This window comes from Streptomyces sp. NPDC042259 (assembly GCF_055582085.1).
In genome coordinates this window covers 461475-476651 of sequence record NZ_JBVJDW010000002.1, presented here as the reverse complement: position 1 = coordinate 476651, position 15177 = coordinate 461475, and the positions used below count along the sequence as shown (strand labels likewise).

Sequence of the window (15177 nt, the reverse complement as noted above, 5' to 3'; positions counted from 1 at the left end):
ACAGAATTCATGCACGGACCGTTCGCCGAACCGGCGTTGGACACCCCCTCGGTGACACTGCTCACCGAGGGGACCTACCCGCACAGCCACGGCGGGGTGAGCGTGTGGTGTGACCAGCTGGTCCAGGGCATGCCGGACATCGACTTCCGGATCATCGCCGTGACCGGAACCGGCCGGGAACCGCTCGCCTGGGAACTGCCCGGCCACGTCCGGAGCGTGGACACGCTCCCGCTGTGGGGGCCGCCCCCGGCCGGCCGCGCCCCGCGCGGCCGGGCGCTGCGCCGCTTCCTCACCGCCTACGAACGGTTCCTGCTCGCCCTCCTCGACCCCGCCCAGGAACACCACTTCCCGCGCACCTTCTACCGGCTCGCCGAGTACGCCGCGGCGGGCACCCTGCCGGCGGCGCTGCGCGGCGAGGCCGCCGCCCGCGCCCTGGTCCGGGTGTGGAACCGCCCCGAGCTGGCCACCGCCGCCGCCCGGCCCACGCTGCACGACGCGCTGACCGCCACCGACCTGCTGGAGCACGCGCTGCGCCCGCTGGGCGCCACCCCGCCGGCCGACGGGGTCACCCACGCGGTGAGCGGAGGTCTCGCGGCGGTGCCCGGGCTGCTCGCCCACCACCGCCACGGCACGCCCTTCCTCCTCACCGAACACGGCATCTATCTGCGCGAGCGCTACCTCGGCTTCCGCGCCGAGCCCTACCGCTGGCCGGTCAAGGCCCTGATGCTGGGGCTGTTCCGGCTGCTGGCCGAGGAGAGCTACCGCCGCGCCGCCCTGGTCACCCCGGGCAACCGCTACAACCGGCGCTGGGAGGAACACGGCGGCACCCCGCCCGACCGCATCCGCACCGTCTACAACGGCGTCGACCCCGCCGCGTTCCCGCCCGCCGGCCCGGAACCGGAGACCCCCACCCTCAGCTGGGCGGGGCGCGTCGACCCCATCAAGGGACTGGAGACCCTCATCCGCGCCTTCGCGCTCGTCCGGGCCCAGATCCCGGCCGCCCGGCTGCGGCTCTTCGGCGGCACCCCGCGCGGCGGGGAGGGCTACCGCACCGCCTGCGAGGGCCTCGCGGCCGAGCTGGGCGTCGCCGACGGGGTCACCTTCGAGGGCCGGGTCGAGGACATCCGCGACGCCTACGCCGCGGGCAACGTGGTGATGCTCTCCAGCATCAGCGAGGGCTTCCCCTTCACCCTGATCGAGGCCATGTCGTGCGGGCGCGCCACCGTCTCCACGGACGTGGGCGGCGTCCGCGAGGCGGTGGGCGACAGCGGGCTCGTCGTGCCGCCCCGCGACCCCGAGAGCATGGCGAAAGCCGCGCTGCGGCTGCTGACGGACCCCGCGCTGCGGGCCCGGATGGGCGAGTCGGCCCGGCTGCGGGTGATCGAGCAGTTCACCCTCCGCCAGACCATCGACTCCTTCCGCGACATCTACCACGACCTGGCCCGCACCGGGCAGCCCGAGTTCGTGCGGACGTTCCGTCCGGAGTCCGTGCCCGTCATGGCCCTGGCGGCGGGCGGTGCCGGATGAGCGGCTTGCTGCGGCTCGTGCCCGACGAGCCCGAACCCGTCCACGACCTCGCCGCCGCGCACCCCCGGACCCGCCCGCGGCCCCGGCCGCGCTGGGCCGCCGACCCGGTCGACGACCTCGCCGAGGAACTCGCCGAGGTCTGCGCCGCGGCCGTCCACCCCGACGAGATAGCGGCCGTCCTGGAGGCCGACGGGCTGACCGGCGAGCAGATCACCGAGCGCTACGGCCGCCGCGACGCCTTCGAACTCGCGGCGGAACTGTACGCACGGGTCCCGCGCGGCCACCCCGAACCCGGCCCCCGCCCCGACCCGTGGCGGGTGCACCCCGGCCAATTCGTCCTGCGCGCCCTGGTGTTCACCCTGCCCGGCTTCGGTTACGCGCTCGGAGCCCCGATGATGGCCGGTGGCCGGGACGGCCACGGTCTGCCCGCCGGTACCGGGGCACTCGTCGCCTCCGCGCTCGCGGCCTGGGCCTGGAACCAGGGCTTCGCCCACCGCGCGTACCTCCGGCTGGGCACCGGCGGGCGCGCCGCCGCCGGCCGGACGCTGCTGTGGGGTGCCCCGCTCGGCGCCCTGCTGGCCATCGCGGTCGCGGTGGCGTTCCCCGCCCCCGCCGGGGCCACCGCCTACGCGGCGGGCCAGGCGCTGTACCTGGCGGCGGCCACCGTCCTGCTGGTGCTGGGCCGGGAGCGGCTCCTGCTGCTCGCCCTCCTGCCCACCGCCACCGGGGGAGCGGTGCTCCTCGTCACCGGCCCGCCGGTATCCGTACGCGTCGCCCTGCTGCTGGCCACGGCCACAGGCGTGGTCCTGGCGGCGGGACGGGAGATCGTCCGCACCCGCGAGGGCGACACCCCGCCGGCCGGGCCGGCCCCGCTGCCCCTGGCCGCCTCCGTCCCCTACGGCCTGTTCGGCCTGGGGTGCGGGATCCTGACGACCCTCGCCGCGCTCGGTGACGTCCTGCGCCACGGCGCGGGCGCCACCACGGCGGGGTCCGCCGTTATCGCCCTCACCCTCAGCATGGGCGCCGCGGAATGGCTGCTCTACCGCTGCCGCGGTCTGGCCCTGGCGGCGCTCGGCCACAGCGTCACCACCGGGGGACTGCTGCTGCGGGCCGCCCGGGTCCTCGCCCTGTGCGTGGCGGGCTACCTCGCCGCCCTGGCCGTCCTCGCCCTGGCCACCGGGGCACTGTGGCCGGACGGGCCGCCACCCACCGTCCCGCGGACCGCGGCGCTGCTGGCGCTGGGCGCGGTCCTGTGGGCCGGGCTGCTGCTCCAGGCGTTCGGTATCGCCTGGACCCCGGCACTGCTGTGCCTGGCGGCCGCCGGGGCCGAGACGGCCGCGCAACTCCTGCGGATCTCCACACCGGCCACCGTCCAACTCCTCGTCTGCGGCGGTACGGCGACCGTTCTCCTGGTCGTCGCCACCGCCCTGCTCGGACGCGTCACGACACACCGCTGAAGCACACCGTCCCCGCACCACCGTCCCCGCACATCGCGCACACCGCACGGCAGTCCGCACAAGACGAACGCCCTTCGGAGCCACGCGTGATGAAAGACCGTCACACACAAGGGAGACCCCCTATGCCCACCCCCGCAGTCGTCGCCGTCACCGGTGCCGAGGGATTCATCGGCTCGCACCTGGTGGAGGAACTCGTCACCGCCGGGCACCGGGTACGCGCCATGGCGCAGTACAACTCCTTCTCCTCCTTCGGCTGGCTGGAGACGCTCCCCGAAGAGGTGATGGAGCACGTCGAGGTGGTCCTCGGCGACGTACGCGACCCGGGGTCGGTGAACGGGCTGGTGGCGGGCGCGGACACCGTCTACCACCTGGCCGCGCTGATCGCGATCCCCTACTCCTACCGCGCCCCCCACAGCTATGTGGAGACCAACGTCACCGGCACCCTCAACGTGCTCGAAGCCGTCCGCCACCTGGGCGTTCCCCGGCTGGTGCACACCTCCACCAGCGAGACGTACGGCACCGCGCGGACGGTGCCGATCACCGAGGACCACCCCATCAACACCCAGTCCCCGTACGCTGCGTCGAAGGCCGGCGGCGACCGCCTCGCCGACAGCTACCACGCGAGCTTCGACCTGCCGGTGGTCACCCTGCGGCCGTTCAACACCTTCGGCCCCCGCCAGTCCATGCGCGCCGTCATCCCGACCGTCATCGCCCAGGTGGCCGCCGGGGAACGGGCCATCACCCTCGGCGATCTGCGCCCCACCCGTGACTTCACCTATGTGAAGGACACCGTGGCCGCCTTCCTCGCCGCCGGCACCGCCCCCGCCGCCGACGTCGTGGGCCGCACCTTCAACGCCGGCACCGGAGAGGAGATCTCGGTCGGCGATCTGGTGCTGCTGATCGGCAAGCTCATGGACCGCGAGCTGACCGTCACCGAGGACCCCGCGCGCATCCGGCCCGCGGCCTCCGAGGTGATGCGGCTGGTCTGCGACGCGACCCGGCTGCGCACCGCCACCGGCTGGGCCCCCGCCCACACCCTGGAGGCGGGGCTCGCGCGCACCGTCGAATTCTTCCGCGACCCGGCGAACCTCAGCCGGTACAAGGTCGGCATCTACAACGTCTGACACCACGCCTGACACGCCGTCAACGACCGTCACGGCGCCACCCACCGCAGAGAGGAACGCCACCATGCATGTCGTCATACTGGCCGGAGGCAAGGGTGTCAGGTTGCGTCCGTACACCACCGCGCTGCCCAAGCCGCTGGTGCCCATCGGTGAGGAACACGCGATTCTCGAGATCGTGATGCGCCAGCTGGCCGGCGCCGGATTCACCAGCTGCACCCTGGCCATCGGCCACCTCGGGCACATCATCCGCGCCTACGTCGGCGACGGCTCCCAATGGGGCATGAAGGTCGACTACGCGACCGAGGAGAGCCCGCTGGGAACCATGGGCCCCTTGCTCACCATGCTCGACCGGCTGCCCGAGCACTTCCTGGCGATGAACGGCGACATCCTCACCGACCTCGACTTCGGCGCCATGTACCGCACCCACGTGGCCGCCCGGGCCCCGCTGACCATCGCCACCTACGCCCGGAAGGTGCACATCGACTTCGGCGTGCTGACCACCGACTCCGGGCGCGTCACCGGTTTCGCCGAGAAGCCGAGCATGGACTACCGCGTCTCCATGGGGGTGTACGGCGTCTCCCGCGCGGCCCTGTCCCGCTACACCCCCGGCCTGCCGCTCGGTTTCGACGAACTCGTCCTGGACATGCTGGCCGCGGACACCCCGCCGCACGCGTACGAGTTCGACGGCTACTGGCTCGACATCGGCCGGCCCGACGACTACGACCGGGCCAACCGGGAGTTCTCCCTGCACCGCGACATGCTGATCAAGGGAGTGTGAACGGCCCGCATGCGCATTCTCGTTCTGGGCGCCACCGGCTTCCTGGGCCGGCACGTCGTCGGGCAGCTGCGCGCCCTCCCGGGCGCGCGGGTGCGAGGCGGCGGCCGGGCCCCCGGCGCCGGTCTCCCCGTCGACCTGGCCACCGCCGACCCGGCCCACCTGGCGGCCGCACTGCGCGAGGCCGCCCCCGACGCCGTCGTCAACTGCGCGGGGGTGGTCGACGGCAGCGCGGTCGACCTCGCCGCGGTCAACGCCCGGGGGCCGGCCGTGCTGTGCGCAGCACTGCGCGAGGCCGCCCCGGCGGCCCGCCTGGTCCACCTCGGCTCCGCCGCCGAATACGGCCCCCCGGACGGGAACCGGCCCGTCACCGAGACCGCCCCGGCCCGGCCGGTCGGTCTCTACGGGGCCACCAAACTCGCCGGCACCCTCGCGGTGACCACCTCCGGCCTCGACGCCGTCGTCCTGCGGGTCTTCAACCCCGTCGGCCCCGGGTCCCCCGCCTCCTCGCTGCCCGGCCGGCTCGCCGCCGAGCTGCGCCGGGCCGGCCCCGACGGCACCGTGCGGACCGGAGACCTCTCCGCCAGCCGCGACTACGTCGACGCGCGGGACGTGGCCCACGCCACGGCCCTCGCCGTCACCGCGCCCGCGCCACCGCCCGCCGTCCTCAACATCGCGGGCGGCAGGGCCCGCCGGGTCCGGGAGATCGCGGACGGGCTGGCGCGGGCCGCCGGCTTCCGCGGGCGCGTCGAGGAGGACGGCGGCGGCTCCACCCGCTCCGCCGCCGTCTCCTGGCAACAGGCGGACATCACCGCCGCCGCGCACGCCCTTGGCTGGGCACCCCGGCACACCCTCGCCGAATCCCTCACCGACCTGTGGGCCGAGACCGCCGCCCGGGCGGAGTCGCTCCGGTGACCGGCCGGACCTACCCCGGCACGGGCGGGGCCCCGCCCCCCGGCGGCGGCCGGCGGCTGCTCGTCCCGCTCTACGTCCACCCGGCGGTGGACCCGGGGGCATGGGCGGCGCTGACGGACGCAGCCACCGGACTCCACGCCGTGATCCTCAACGTGGCCGACGGGCCCGGACACCGCCCCGACGAGGACTTCCGGGCCGCCGCCGGCCGGCTCCGGGACGCGGGCGTCCCGCTGCTCGGCTACACCGACACCGGCTACGGCCACCGGCCGGCCCGCGAGATCATCGCCGACATCCGCAGACACCGCAGGTGGTACGACGTGGACGGGATCTTCTTCGACCAGGCGGCGGCCCACGCCGCCCTGCTGCCCCGCTACCGCAGACTCGTCGTCCTGGCCAGGGCGCTGGGCGCCCGGACCGCCGTCCTCAACCCGGGCACCCACCCCGACCCCGGCTACGCCCTGATCGCCGACCTCCTGGTCACCTTCGAGGGCACCTGGGAGGCCTACCGGCGGGCCACGGTCCCGAACTGGACGGCCGACCACCCGCCCGAGCGGTTCTGCCACCTCGTCCACGGGGTCCCGCCCGAGCGGGCGGAGCAGGTCGCGCGGACGGCCGACGGCCGGGGCGCCGCGGTGCACTGCGCGGTGCCGGGGGAGGGGGCCAACCCCTGGCGGATCCCGCCGCCGACGGGCGTCGGCACCGGGCTCGCGGAAGGCCTCCGGTGACCGGGCGGCGCGCCGGCGCGGCGCTGCTCACCCTCGCCCTGCTCGCCCTCGCGGGCTGCTCCACGGGCGACCACCGGCCCGACACCCGGAAACCGGGGACGACATCCTCGGAATCCCACGCTCCCCCCGGTTCCCCCACGCGAACCGGCCCCCCGGACCCCGACGCGCGGACGCCCGGCCCCTCGTCCGGGCCGTCCCGTCCCACCGGGCATCCCCGCCCCGGCTCCCACCGCTGGCAGCCCCGCCCCGGCACCCGCTGGCAATGGCAGCTCGACGGGAGCGTCGACATGAGCGTGGACGTCCCCGTCTACGACATCGACGGCTTCGAGAACTCCGCGCGGACCGTCGCGGGACTGCACGCGCGCGGCCGCAAGGTGATCTGTTACATCAACGCGGGCGCCTGGGAGAAATTCCGGCCCGACCAGAAGGAATTCCCCGAGGAACTGCTCGGCGAGAACAACGGCTGGGCGGGCGAGCGGTGGCTCGACATCCGCCGCCTCGACGTCCTGGAGCCCTTGATGGCCGCCCGCATCGACATGTGCGGGAAAAAGGGATTCGACGCCGTCGAACCGGATTTGACCGAGGGATACCGCAACGACACAGGATTCCCGCTCACCGCCGCCCACCAACTGGCCTTCAACCGCATGCTCGCGAAACTCGCCCACGACCGCGGACTCGCCGTGGGACTCAAGAACGACCTCGATCAGATCCCGGAACTGGTGGGTGACTTCGATTTCGCGGTGAACGAGGAGTGCGCGCAATTCGGCGAATGCGAACGGCTGAAGCCCTTCGTGCAACGGAACAAGGCTGTCTTTCACGTGGAGTACGCCCTGGCGCCGGACGCGTTCTGCCGTGACGCGCGGCGGCTCGGGCTCAGCTCCATGCGCAAACGCCTCGACCTGGACTCCTGGCGGAAACCCTGCTGAACACCCCCGCCCGAAGTGCTCGGGGTAAACGCTCCGGGTTGCCGGATATCTACGGAAAGGTAGCATTTTCGGAGAACGGGTAGATGGTGCGTTCAAGTCCACCCGGCTCCACTCCTGGGGCCGTAGCTCAAGGCAGAGCGACCCGTTCGCCCACACCCCCCACACGGACGTGGTGCGACGCATGCGGATCGCGGCAGGCCCGCTGGACTGGTCACTGGTGAGCGGATGGATTCCGCTCACCCTTCTGGTCGTGGGGCTCTGCGCGCTGGCGGCCCTGCTCTGCTCCCGGCAGCGCCGGTGGTGGATCCGCTGGGGACCGCTCGCCGTGCTGCTCGCCGCGGTGCTCACCTGGCTGCTGCGGATGGCCGTCGACGACTGGCTCCAGCTCTTCCCCGACCCGCTGCCGACCGATGTGGTGCTCTGGGCCGGCGTGGCCGTCCTCGGGATCTGCCTCACGCTCTTCCGCCTGCCGCTGCTGCGGCCCCGCCGGTGGCTGCCCCTCCTGCTCGCCGGACTCCTCGTCGTCCTGCTGGGGGCCTCGCAGATCAACCGGCACTTCGACCAGTACCCGACGGCACGCACCGCCCTCAACACCTGGCTGGAGAAGACCACCAGCCTGGCCGACGCGACCGGGCGGCCGGAGCCCGCCCTCCGGGTCCCGGCGGGCAAGGCGGTCTCCGACATATGGCGGCCCCCGAAGGGGCTGCCCGAGAAGGGCACGCTCTCCAAGTCCGCCATCCCCGGCACCACCTCCGGCTTCGACGCCCGCAGCGCGTACGTCTTCCTGCCCCCCGCCTACCGCTCCACCCCCCGCCCGCTGCTGCCGGTCATCGTGCTCATGGCCGGCCAGCCGGGATCCCCCGACGACTGGATCAACTCCGGCCGGCTCGTCGGCATGATGAACACCTTCGCCGCCGCGCACCGCGGGCTCGCCCCGGTGGTCGTCGTCGTGGACCCGCTCGGCAGCCAGTTCGCCAACACCCTCTGCGTGGACTCCGGGCTCGGCAAGGTCCAGTCCTACCTCGCGAAGGACGTCCCCGACTGGATCCGTTCCCACCTCCAGGTCGCCACGGCCCGCACCTCCTGGATCGTCTCCGGCATCTCCTTCGGCGGCACCTGCTCCCTCCAGCTCGGCGTCAACGCCCCCGACGTCTACGGGGTCGTCAACGACATCTCCGGGCAGGACGCGCCGACCCTCGGCAGCACCAAGAAGACCGTCGACACGGCGTTCGGCGGCGACCCGGCCGCCTTCGCCGCCGTCAACCCGCTCGACGTGATGGCACACCGGCGGTTCCCCGACACCAAGGCCGCGTTCATCGCCGGCCGGGACGACAAGACCTACCGGCCGCAACAGCGCAAGGTCTACGAGGCCGCGGTCAGGGCCGGCATGCGGGCGGAGTGGGTGGAGCTGCCCGGGGGGCACAGCTGGCAGGTCTGGCGGCCCGGCCTGGAGCGGCAACTGCCCTGGCTGTCCCGGGAGACGGGACTGATCCGATGACGTCTCCGAACGGTCCGGGCCCGCTCCCCGCCCCGCCCGACGCCCCGGCCGAGGCACCCGTCGTCGGCGACAGCCGTCACCCGTGGCGCACCACCCTCGACCGGCTCCTCGCCCCCGTGCGGCACGCCCCCTTCACGCTCGCCTTCCTCGCGGTCCTGTGGATCGTCGGCGCCGTCACCGACAGCCTCGGCAGCGGCCCGGGCCCGCACCGCGTGGAACGCTTCGGGGCCGGGGTGCCCGCCCTCGCCGAGGGCCGGTGGTGGACCCCGGCCACCTCCCTCCTGTGGTGCCCCGGGCTCGCCGGCTACCTCGGGGCGACCCTCCTCGCCCTGGTCCTGCTGACGCCCGCCGAACGCCGCCTCGGCGTCACCCGCACCGCCGCGGTCCTGCTCGGCGGCCAGATCGCGGGCACCCTGCTGGCCGTCGGCATCGTCGAACTGGGCTCCCTCGCGGGCGAGCAGTGGCTGGACAGCCTCGCCCGGGACCTCGCGGTCACCCCCACCGTCGGCACGCTCGCCGTCGGCGCGGTCCTCAGCTACCGGCTCACCGCGCTGTGGCGCCGCCGGGTACGGCTCGGCATCGGCGCGTTCGCCCTGGTGATGGCCCTGTACGTGGGACATCTCCAGGGCGTCATGCGGTTCGGCGGGGTCGTGGCGGGGCTGGCCGCCGGTGCCGCGCTCCACCACCGCTCCGGCCGGGTCCGGCCGCGCCGCTCCTCGCACACCGAGGCCCGGGTGCTGGTCGCCCTCGTCGTGGCCGCCTCCGCGATCGGACCGATGATCGCCATTCTCTACCGCGACGCGTACGGCCCCTTCAACTCCTTCGACAACCTCTACGTCTCCATCCAGCCCACCGCCCAGGAGGTCGCCGAAGCCTGCGCCTCGTCCGCCCGCGACTGCCACTCCGAGCACGCGATCCAGGACTTCTACCACTCACCCTCGGTGATCATGGCCGCGCTGGTGCCCATCTGGCTGCTCGTCCTCGCCGAGGGACTGCGCCGCGGGCTGCGCCTCGCCTGGTGTCTCGCCGTGGTGGTGCACCTCGCCTGGATCGCGCTGCTCGGCTATCTGCTGGACGACTTCCTCGCCGATCCCCGGGCTTACGGCGCGGTGCCCGCCGAACACGCGGGCTACGTGCAGTCCTTCGTGGAACAGATGCTGCTGCCCATCCTGGTCCTGCTGCTGCTCGTCCTGACCCGCGACCGGTTCGACCTGCGGCTGCCGCGCACCGCCACGCGCAAGCTGGCGGCGGTCGTCGGGGTCGCGTTCCTGCTGGTCTGCGCCGTCTACGTGGGCATCGGGTACGCCGTGCGCGACCAGTACGACCCGGCCGCCACGCCCGGGCGGCTCTTCGGCGGGCTGGTGTCGGTGTTCCTGCCGCCGGCCTTCCTCGACGAGTTCGGCGACTCGCCTATCCCGGTCGGCGGCATGGCGAAGGCCCTCTACCAGTACTGCGGACTCGTCTTCTGGGCGGTCGCCCTGGTCGCGCTGTTCTTCACCTTCCGCCGCCCCCGGCTGCACACCGACGCCGACGCGGCCGTACGGGCCCGGGAACTCCTCACCACGCACGGCGGCTCGAACCTCTCCTACCTCACCACGTGGGACGGTAATTACTACTGGTTCGACGCGAGCGGCCGGGCCGCCGTCGCCTACCGGGTGATCTCCACGGTGGCGCTGACGACCGGTGATCCGTTCGGCGCCCCGGAGGCCCGCGCGGCCGCCGTCGCCGGCTTCTCCCGGCACTGCGACGAGCGCGGTTGGACCCCCTGCTTCTACAGCGTGGGGGCCGAGACCCTGCGGGCCGCCGAACGGCTGGGCTGGCGTTCGGTGCAGGTGGCCGAGGACACCGTGGTGCCGCTGCCCGGCCTGGCCTTCACCGGCAAGAAGTGGCAGGACGTCCGTACCGCCTTGAACAAGGCCAAGAAGGAGGGCATCACCGCGGAATGGTGGTCCTACCCCGAGGCCCCGGTCGCCCTCACCGACCAGGTGCGGTCGATCTCCGAGGAGTGGGTCGCCGACAAGGGGCTGCCGGAGATGGGTTTCACCCTGGGCGGCCTCGACGAACTCGACGACCCGGCGGTGCGCTGTCTGCTCGCCGTGGACGCCGACCGCACGGTGCACGGCATCACCAGCTGGATGCCCGTGTACGGCGGCGACGGACCGCGGGGCTGGACCCTGGACTTCATGCGGCGCAGGGCCGGCGGATTCCGCGGCTCGATGGAGTTCCTCATCGCGTCGGCGGCCCTGGGCTTCAAGGAGGAGGGCGCCGCGTTCCTCAGCCTCTCCGGAGCCCCCCTGGCCCGCACGGCCGGCGCCGAGCCGCCCACCGCGCTGCAACGCGTCCTGGACTACGGGGGGAAGGTCCTCGAACCGGTCTACGGCTTCCGGTCCTTGCTGAGTTTCAAGGCCAAGTTCCAGCCGCAGTACCGGCCCATGTACATGACGTACCCGGACCCGGCGTTCCTGCCCGCCATCACCCGGGCGATCTCCAAGGCGTATCTGCCGCACATGACACCGGGGCAGGGCATGCGGCTGATGCGGCAGTTCTCGGGGTAGGGCCGGCTAGGAGAGCGGCCGGGGCTCGCCCCGCCGGCCGTCGCAGGACGCGCGGAAGCGGTCCTCGTACGCCGCCGCCAGATCGGTCAGGGCCCGAGCGCAGTCGCCCGTGTAGGACGGCCCGTGCATCAGGCCCAGCGTGGCCGGCCGCAGGGCGGCCAGGCGGCGCATGGTCGGGGCCGTGGCGGCCGTCAGGCACGTCGCCCCGAAGACGTCCTCGGCGGCCAGCGCGGGGCCCACGATCTCGCTCTCCGTCAGCGGCGGCGCGTCACCGACGCTGGTGAAGAGATCCCCGCACAGGAGCGTGCCCGTCGTCTCCTCGTACAGCAGCCCGGCGTCCCAGCCGTGCGGCACATGCGGGGTCTCCAGCCGGCGCACCCGCTTGCCGCCCAGGTCGAGCACCTCCTCGTCCTCCAGCGGGCGCGGCGGGCGGTCGGCCATGTCGTTCACCGACACCAGACACCCCATCGCGCCGTGCGCGACCTCGGCCCCAGGGGCCGCCTCCAGCCAGGAGTTGAGCGAGCCGCACTCGTCGGCCTCGACATGACCGAAGGTGATCCAACGGAGGTTTGCCACCGGCGTCACCCGTGCCACGGCTTCCGAGACCAGGGGGAACAGCGCCCGCAGCCCGCAGTGGAAGAGCAGCGGCTCCTCGGCGTCGACGAGGAATTGGTTGAACATGAAGTCCGCGTCGCTGATGTAGGTGGACAGCCGGTAGATGTCCGGCGCGATCTCCGTGACCTGCGTTTCCATCGGCCCAGTCTGGCCGCGGCCGATCGGCCGAAGGGGGCGGCCTGCCGTCGGCCGCGCCGGAGCCCGCGGACCGATTCCCTCGAACGGGTCAACCCTGTGGCCTCGGGCCGGGGTGGCCCGGTCAGGCCAGGTAGCCGCCGTCGATGTCGAGAACGGCACCGGTGACGAAGGAGGCGCCGGGGCTCGCGAGGAAGACGATGCCCGCCGCGATCTCCTCCGGCCGGCCGTGGCGCCCCATGGCGTTCGCCGCATGCTGGGCGTCCGCGAACTCGCCGGTCGAGGGGTTCATGTCGGTCGCCACCGCGCCGGGCTGTACGACGTTGACGGTGATCTGCCGGGCGGCCAAATCCCGGGCCGCGCCCTTGCTGTACCCGACGACGGCGGCCTTGGAGGCCGCGTAGTCGGCGACGCCCGGGAACCCGGGGCGGGTGGCCAGCGTCGAGCCGACGGTGACGATGCGCCCGCCGGCGGCCATCACCCGGCTCGCGGCCCGGATGGCGGTCATGACCCCGCCGACGTTGACCGCGAGCTGCCGGTCGAACGCGGCGTGGTCGCCGTCGGGGGAGCCGACGGGCCCGTTCACCGACACACCCGCGTTGTTGACGAGGATGTCGAGCCGCCCGAAGTCGGCCACGACCGTGTCGACCAGGGCGGTGACCTGCCCGGCATCGCCCTGGTCGGCCCGGTGTGCCGCGCCGCGCACACCGAGGGCCTCCACGGCGCGCACGACCTCCCGGGCCCTGTCGGCCGCCGTGGCGTAGCCGATCACCACATCCGCCCCCGCCTCGGCCAGCGCGCGGGCGGTCGCCGCACCGATGCCGCGCGACCCGCCGGTCACCAGTGCCACTTTGCCTTCGAGTGTCTTCGTCATGAGTCCCATCCAGAATTGTGTACCGATCGGTATTGAAAGGGGAGAGTACTATATCGATCGGTACGAAATGAATGGAGGTCGCCGCCCGTGACCGCTGGACGCCCGCGTGAGTTCGACATCGACGAACGCCTGGACCGCGCCCTGCGCGTCTTCTGGCGGCAGGGCTACGAAGGCGCGGCGCTGTCCGATCTGACCCGGGCCATGGGCATCAGCAGGCCGAGCCTCTACGCCGCCTACGGCAACAAGGAAGCGCTGTTCGACAAGGCGATCGACCGCTATCTGGACGCCTACGCCCGTCACGTCCGCGAGGCCCTCGACGCACCCACGGCCCGCGCCGCCGCCGAGCGCTTGCTGCGCGGCGCCGTCGAGGTCACCACCTCGCGGGACAACCCCGGCCGTGGCTGCCTCATCGTCCAGGGGGCCCTCGCCACGGGAGAACAGGCCGGTGTCGTCCGTGACAAGCTCGCCGCCCGCCGTCGCGCCGGCGAAGCGGACCTGTGCGCGCGCTTCGAACGGGCCCGTGCCGAGGGCGACCTGCCGGCCGCCGCCGACGCCGCCGGTCTGGCCCGCTACGTCGCCATGGTCTCCTACGGCATCTCCGTCCAGGCGTCGGGCGGCGCCACCCCCGACGACCTGCACCGGGTCGTCGACGTCGCCCTCGGCTCCTGGCCGAAGTGACCATCGGGGAATTCACCTGAACGGGGTCGACGATCCGCGCCTCCCGCTACCGGTGGCCCCGCCGCCGGTAGCGTGACGCGCGAGGCGGCCTGGCGGCGGGCCAGGCGGCCATCGAGGCGGAGGCGGCTGTGACGATCGGTGAAACCCCGCGACTGTACGACGTCCCCGACCTGTCGGCGCTGGACTTCGACCCCTTCCTCAAGGAGTCGCTGCAGGCCGCACCGGTCCGCATCCGGCTGCCGCACGGGAAAGGCGACTGCTGGCTGGTGACCCGGTACGCCGATGTCCGGTTCGTGACCTCGGACGCGCGGTTCAGCAGGGACATCATCGGTAAGTCCGTGCCCAAGATGACCAAGCACTTCATCCCGCTCGACCGCGCCGTCAGCTTCGTGGACCCGCCCGACCACGCCCGCGTGCGCTCGGTCGTCGCCCCCGCGTTCACCCAGCGCAGCATGGAGCGGCTGCGGCCCCGCGCCCAGGCCGTGCTCGACGGCCTGATCGACGACCTGCTGGCAGCCGGACAGCCCGCCGACCTCATCCGGTATGTCACCTCGCCGTTCCCCCTGGAGGTGGTCAGCGAGCTGATGGGCGTCCCCGCCGGGGACCGGCCGCAGATCCGCGACTGGGCACAGACCCTGCTGACGAGGGCGTCCGACGAGGCCGCGGCCGAGCGGGCCAAGGAGGTCAAGGACGCCGCCCACGACTACTTCCGCGAGCTGGCCGCGGAGCGCCGTGCCGCACCGCGGGAAGACCTGATGAGCACGATGGTGGCCGCCGTCGACGCGGGCCGGATCGATGAGGAGGAGCTGCTGGCCCTCGCCACCCTCATGGGCCTCAACGGCTGGCACGCGGTACGCAACAACACCTCGAACATGATCTACGCCCTGCTCACCCAGGACGGGTTGCTGGACCGGCTGCGGTCCGAGCCCGCCGTGGTGCCGAAGGCCGTCGACGAACTGCTGCGCTGGATCCCGCACAAGCACGGCGTCGGGCAGCCGCGCATCGCCACCGTGGACGTCGAGGTCGGCGGTGCCCACATCCCCGCCGGTGACATCGTCTACGTCTCCTACGTCGCCGCCAACTGGGACGAGGAGGTCTACCCCGACCCCGGCCGGATCGACTTCGAGCGCCAGGGGCCGCCGCACGTCGCCTTCGGGCACGGCCCGCACTTCTGCGTGGGCCCCTTGCTGGCCCGCATGGAATCGGAGGTCCTGCTGTCCACCCTGGCCGGCCGGCTGCCCGGGCTGCGGCTCGCGCTCCCGGCGGACCGGGTGCGGTGGCAGACCGAGGTGCTGATCCGGGGCCCGGTCGAGCTGCCGGTCGCGTGGTGAGGACCCGGACCCCGCGCCGCCGCCCCGGCGGGGCGTTCACCC

At 73.4% G+C, this 15177-nt stretch carries 13 protein-coding genes; 11 read left to right on the top strand and 2 right to left on the bottom strand.

The genetic code is table 11. From position 1 onward, the window contains the following. The first annotated feature begins 9 nt into the window (after window positions 1-9). The 9 genes from pelF (at window position 10) to ACZ6MA_RS06730 (ending at window position 11502) form a co-directional block, all read left to right on the top strand. Window positions 10-1527, top strand: coding sequence for a GT4 family glycosyltransferase PelF (gene pelF / locus ACZ6MA_RS06770; protein ID WP_469431646.1), 1518 nt, complete (start codon window positions 10-12; stop codon window positions 1525-1527). Beyond that, a complete protein-coding gene (locus ACZ6MA_RS06765; RefSeq protein ID WP_469431644.1) occupies window positions 1524-2984 on the top strand; it encodes a hypothetical protein in 1461 nt (486 codons plus the stop codon). The genes pelF and ACZ6MA_RS06765 overlap by 4 nt, the downstream gene beginning before the upstream one ends. Window positions 2985-3106: 122 nt before the next feature. Beyond that, window positions 3107-4108, top strand: coding sequence for an SDR family NAD(P)-dependent oxidoreductase (locus ACZ6MA_RS06760; protein ID WP_469431643.1), 1002 nt, complete (start codon window positions 3107-3109; stop codon window positions 4106-4108). 64 nt (window positions 4109-4172) lie between these two features. Beyond that, window positions 4173-4886, top strand: a complete 714-nt coding sequence (locus ACZ6MA_RS06755; protein WP_469431641.1) for a nucleotidyltransferase family protein — start codon at window positions 4173-4175, stop codon at window positions 4884-4886. Between the two features lie 9 nt (window positions 4887-4895). Then, window positions 4896-5798: an NAD-dependent epimerase/dehydratase family protein gene (locus tag ACZ6MA_RS06750; protein ID WP_469431639.1), complete on the top strand. Its 903-nt coding sequence runs from the start codon at window positions 4896-4898 to the stop codon at window positions 5796-5798. Next, entirely contained in the window at window positions 5795-6523 is a 729-nt protein-coding gene (locus ACZ6MA_RS06745) for a spherulation-specific family 4 protein (protein ID WP_469431637.1), read from the top strand. Before ACZ6MA_RS06750 ends, ACZ6MA_RS06745 begins: the two co-directional genes overlap by 4 nt. Then, complete coding sequence (locus ACZ6MA_RS06740; RefSeq protein WP_469431636.1) at window positions 6520-7449, top strand: endo alpha-1,4 polygalactosaminidase; 930 nt, start codon at window positions 6520-6522, stop codon at window positions 7447-7449. Before ACZ6MA_RS06745 ends, ACZ6MA_RS06740 begins: the two co-directional genes overlap by 4 nt. A gap of 181 nt (window positions 7450-7630) precedes the next feature. Further along, complete coding sequence (locus ACZ6MA_RS06735; protein WP_469431635.1) at window positions 7631-8947, top strand: alpha/beta hydrolase; 1317 nt, start codon at window positions 7631-7633, stop codon at window positions 8945-8947. Further along, window positions 8944-11502 (top strand): bifunctional lysylphosphatidylglycerol flippase/synthetase MprF, encoded by a 2559-nt coding sequence (locus ACZ6MA_RS06730; protein WP_469431634.1) that lies wholly within the window; start codon window positions 8944-8946, stop codon window positions 11500-11502. The genes ACZ6MA_RS06735 and ACZ6MA_RS06730 overlap by 4 nt, the downstream gene beginning before the upstream one ends. A 6-nt stretch (window positions 11503-11508) precedes the next feature. Here ACZ6MA_RS06730 and ACZ6MA_RS06725 read toward each other — a convergent pair whose 3' ends face one another. Then, window positions 11509-12255 carry an oxygen-binding di-iron domain-containing protein gene (locus ACZ6MA_RS06725; protein ID WP_469431632.1) on the bottom strand — a complete coding sequence of 249 codons (747 nt, stop codon included), beginning with the start codon at window positions 12253-12255 and terminating at the stop codon, window positions 11509-11511. A 121-nt stretch (window positions 12256-12376) separates the two neighbouring features. Next, a complete protein-coding gene (locus ACZ6MA_RS06720; RefSeq protein WP_469432267.1) occupies window positions 12377-13126 on the bottom strand; it encodes an SDR family NAD(P)-dependent oxidoreductase in 750 nt (249 codons plus the stop codon). Window positions 13127-13213: 87 nt separating this feature from the next. On the opposite strand from ACZ6MA_RS06720, the gene ACZ6MA_RS06715 reads away from it, so the two are divergent. Together ACZ6MA_RS06715 and ACZ6MA_RS06710 are read left to right on the top strand one after the other, a co-directional pair. Then, window positions 13214-13804, top strand: a complete 591-nt coding sequence (locus tag ACZ6MA_RS06715) for a TetR/AcrR family transcriptional regulator (RefSeq protein ID WP_469431631.1) — start codon at window positions 13214-13216, stop codon at window positions 13802-13804. Between the two features lie 128 nt (window positions 13805-13932). After that, window positions 13933-15135, top strand: coding sequence for a cytochrome P450 (locus tag ACZ6MA_RS06710; protein ID WP_469431629.1), 1203 nt, complete (start codon window positions 13933-13935; stop codon window positions 15133-15135). The last annotated feature ends 42 nt before the right edge of the window (window positions 15136-15177 follow it).

Excerpts from the sequence above, each read along its gene's own strand:
- pelF (WP_469431646.1), top strand. The coding sequence starts at position 10 with ATGCACGGACCGTTCGCCGAACCGGCGTTGGACACCCCCTCGGTGACA.
- ACZ6MA_RS06765 (WP_469431644.1), top strand. The coding sequence starts at position 1,524 with ATGAGCGGCTTGCTGCGGCTCGTGCCCGACGAGCCCGAACCCGTCCAC.
- ACZ6MA_RS06760 (WP_469431643.1), top strand. The coding sequence starts at position 3,107 with ATGCCCACCCCCGCAGTCGTCGCCGTCACCGGTGCCGAGGGATTCATC.
- ACZ6MA_RS06755 (WP_469431641.1), top strand. The coding sequence starts at position 4,173 with ATGCATGTCGTCATACTGGCCGGAGGCAAGGGTGTCAGGTTGCGTCCG.
- ACZ6MA_RS06750 (WP_469431639.1), top strand. The coding sequence starts at position 4,896 with ATGCGCATTCTCGTTCTGGGCGCCACCGGCTTCCTGGGCCGGCACGTC.
- ACZ6MA_RS06735 (WP_469431635.1), top strand. The coding sequence starts at position 7,631 with ATGCGGATCGCGGCAGGCCCGCTGGACTGGTCACTGGTGAGCGGATGG.
- ACZ6MA_RS06730 (WP_469431634.1), top strand. The coding sequence starts at position 8,944 with ATGACGTCTCCGAACGGTCCGGGCCCGCTCCCCGCCCCGCCCGACGCC.
- ACZ6MA_RS06725 (WP_469431632.1), bottom strand. The coding sequence starts at position 12,255 with ATGGAAACGCAGGTCACGGAGATCGCGCCGGACATCTACCGGCTGTCC.
- ACZ6MA_RS06720 (WP_469432267.1), bottom strand. The coding sequence starts at position 13,126 with ATGACGAAGACACTCGAAGGCAAAGTGGCACTGGTGACCGGCGGGTCG.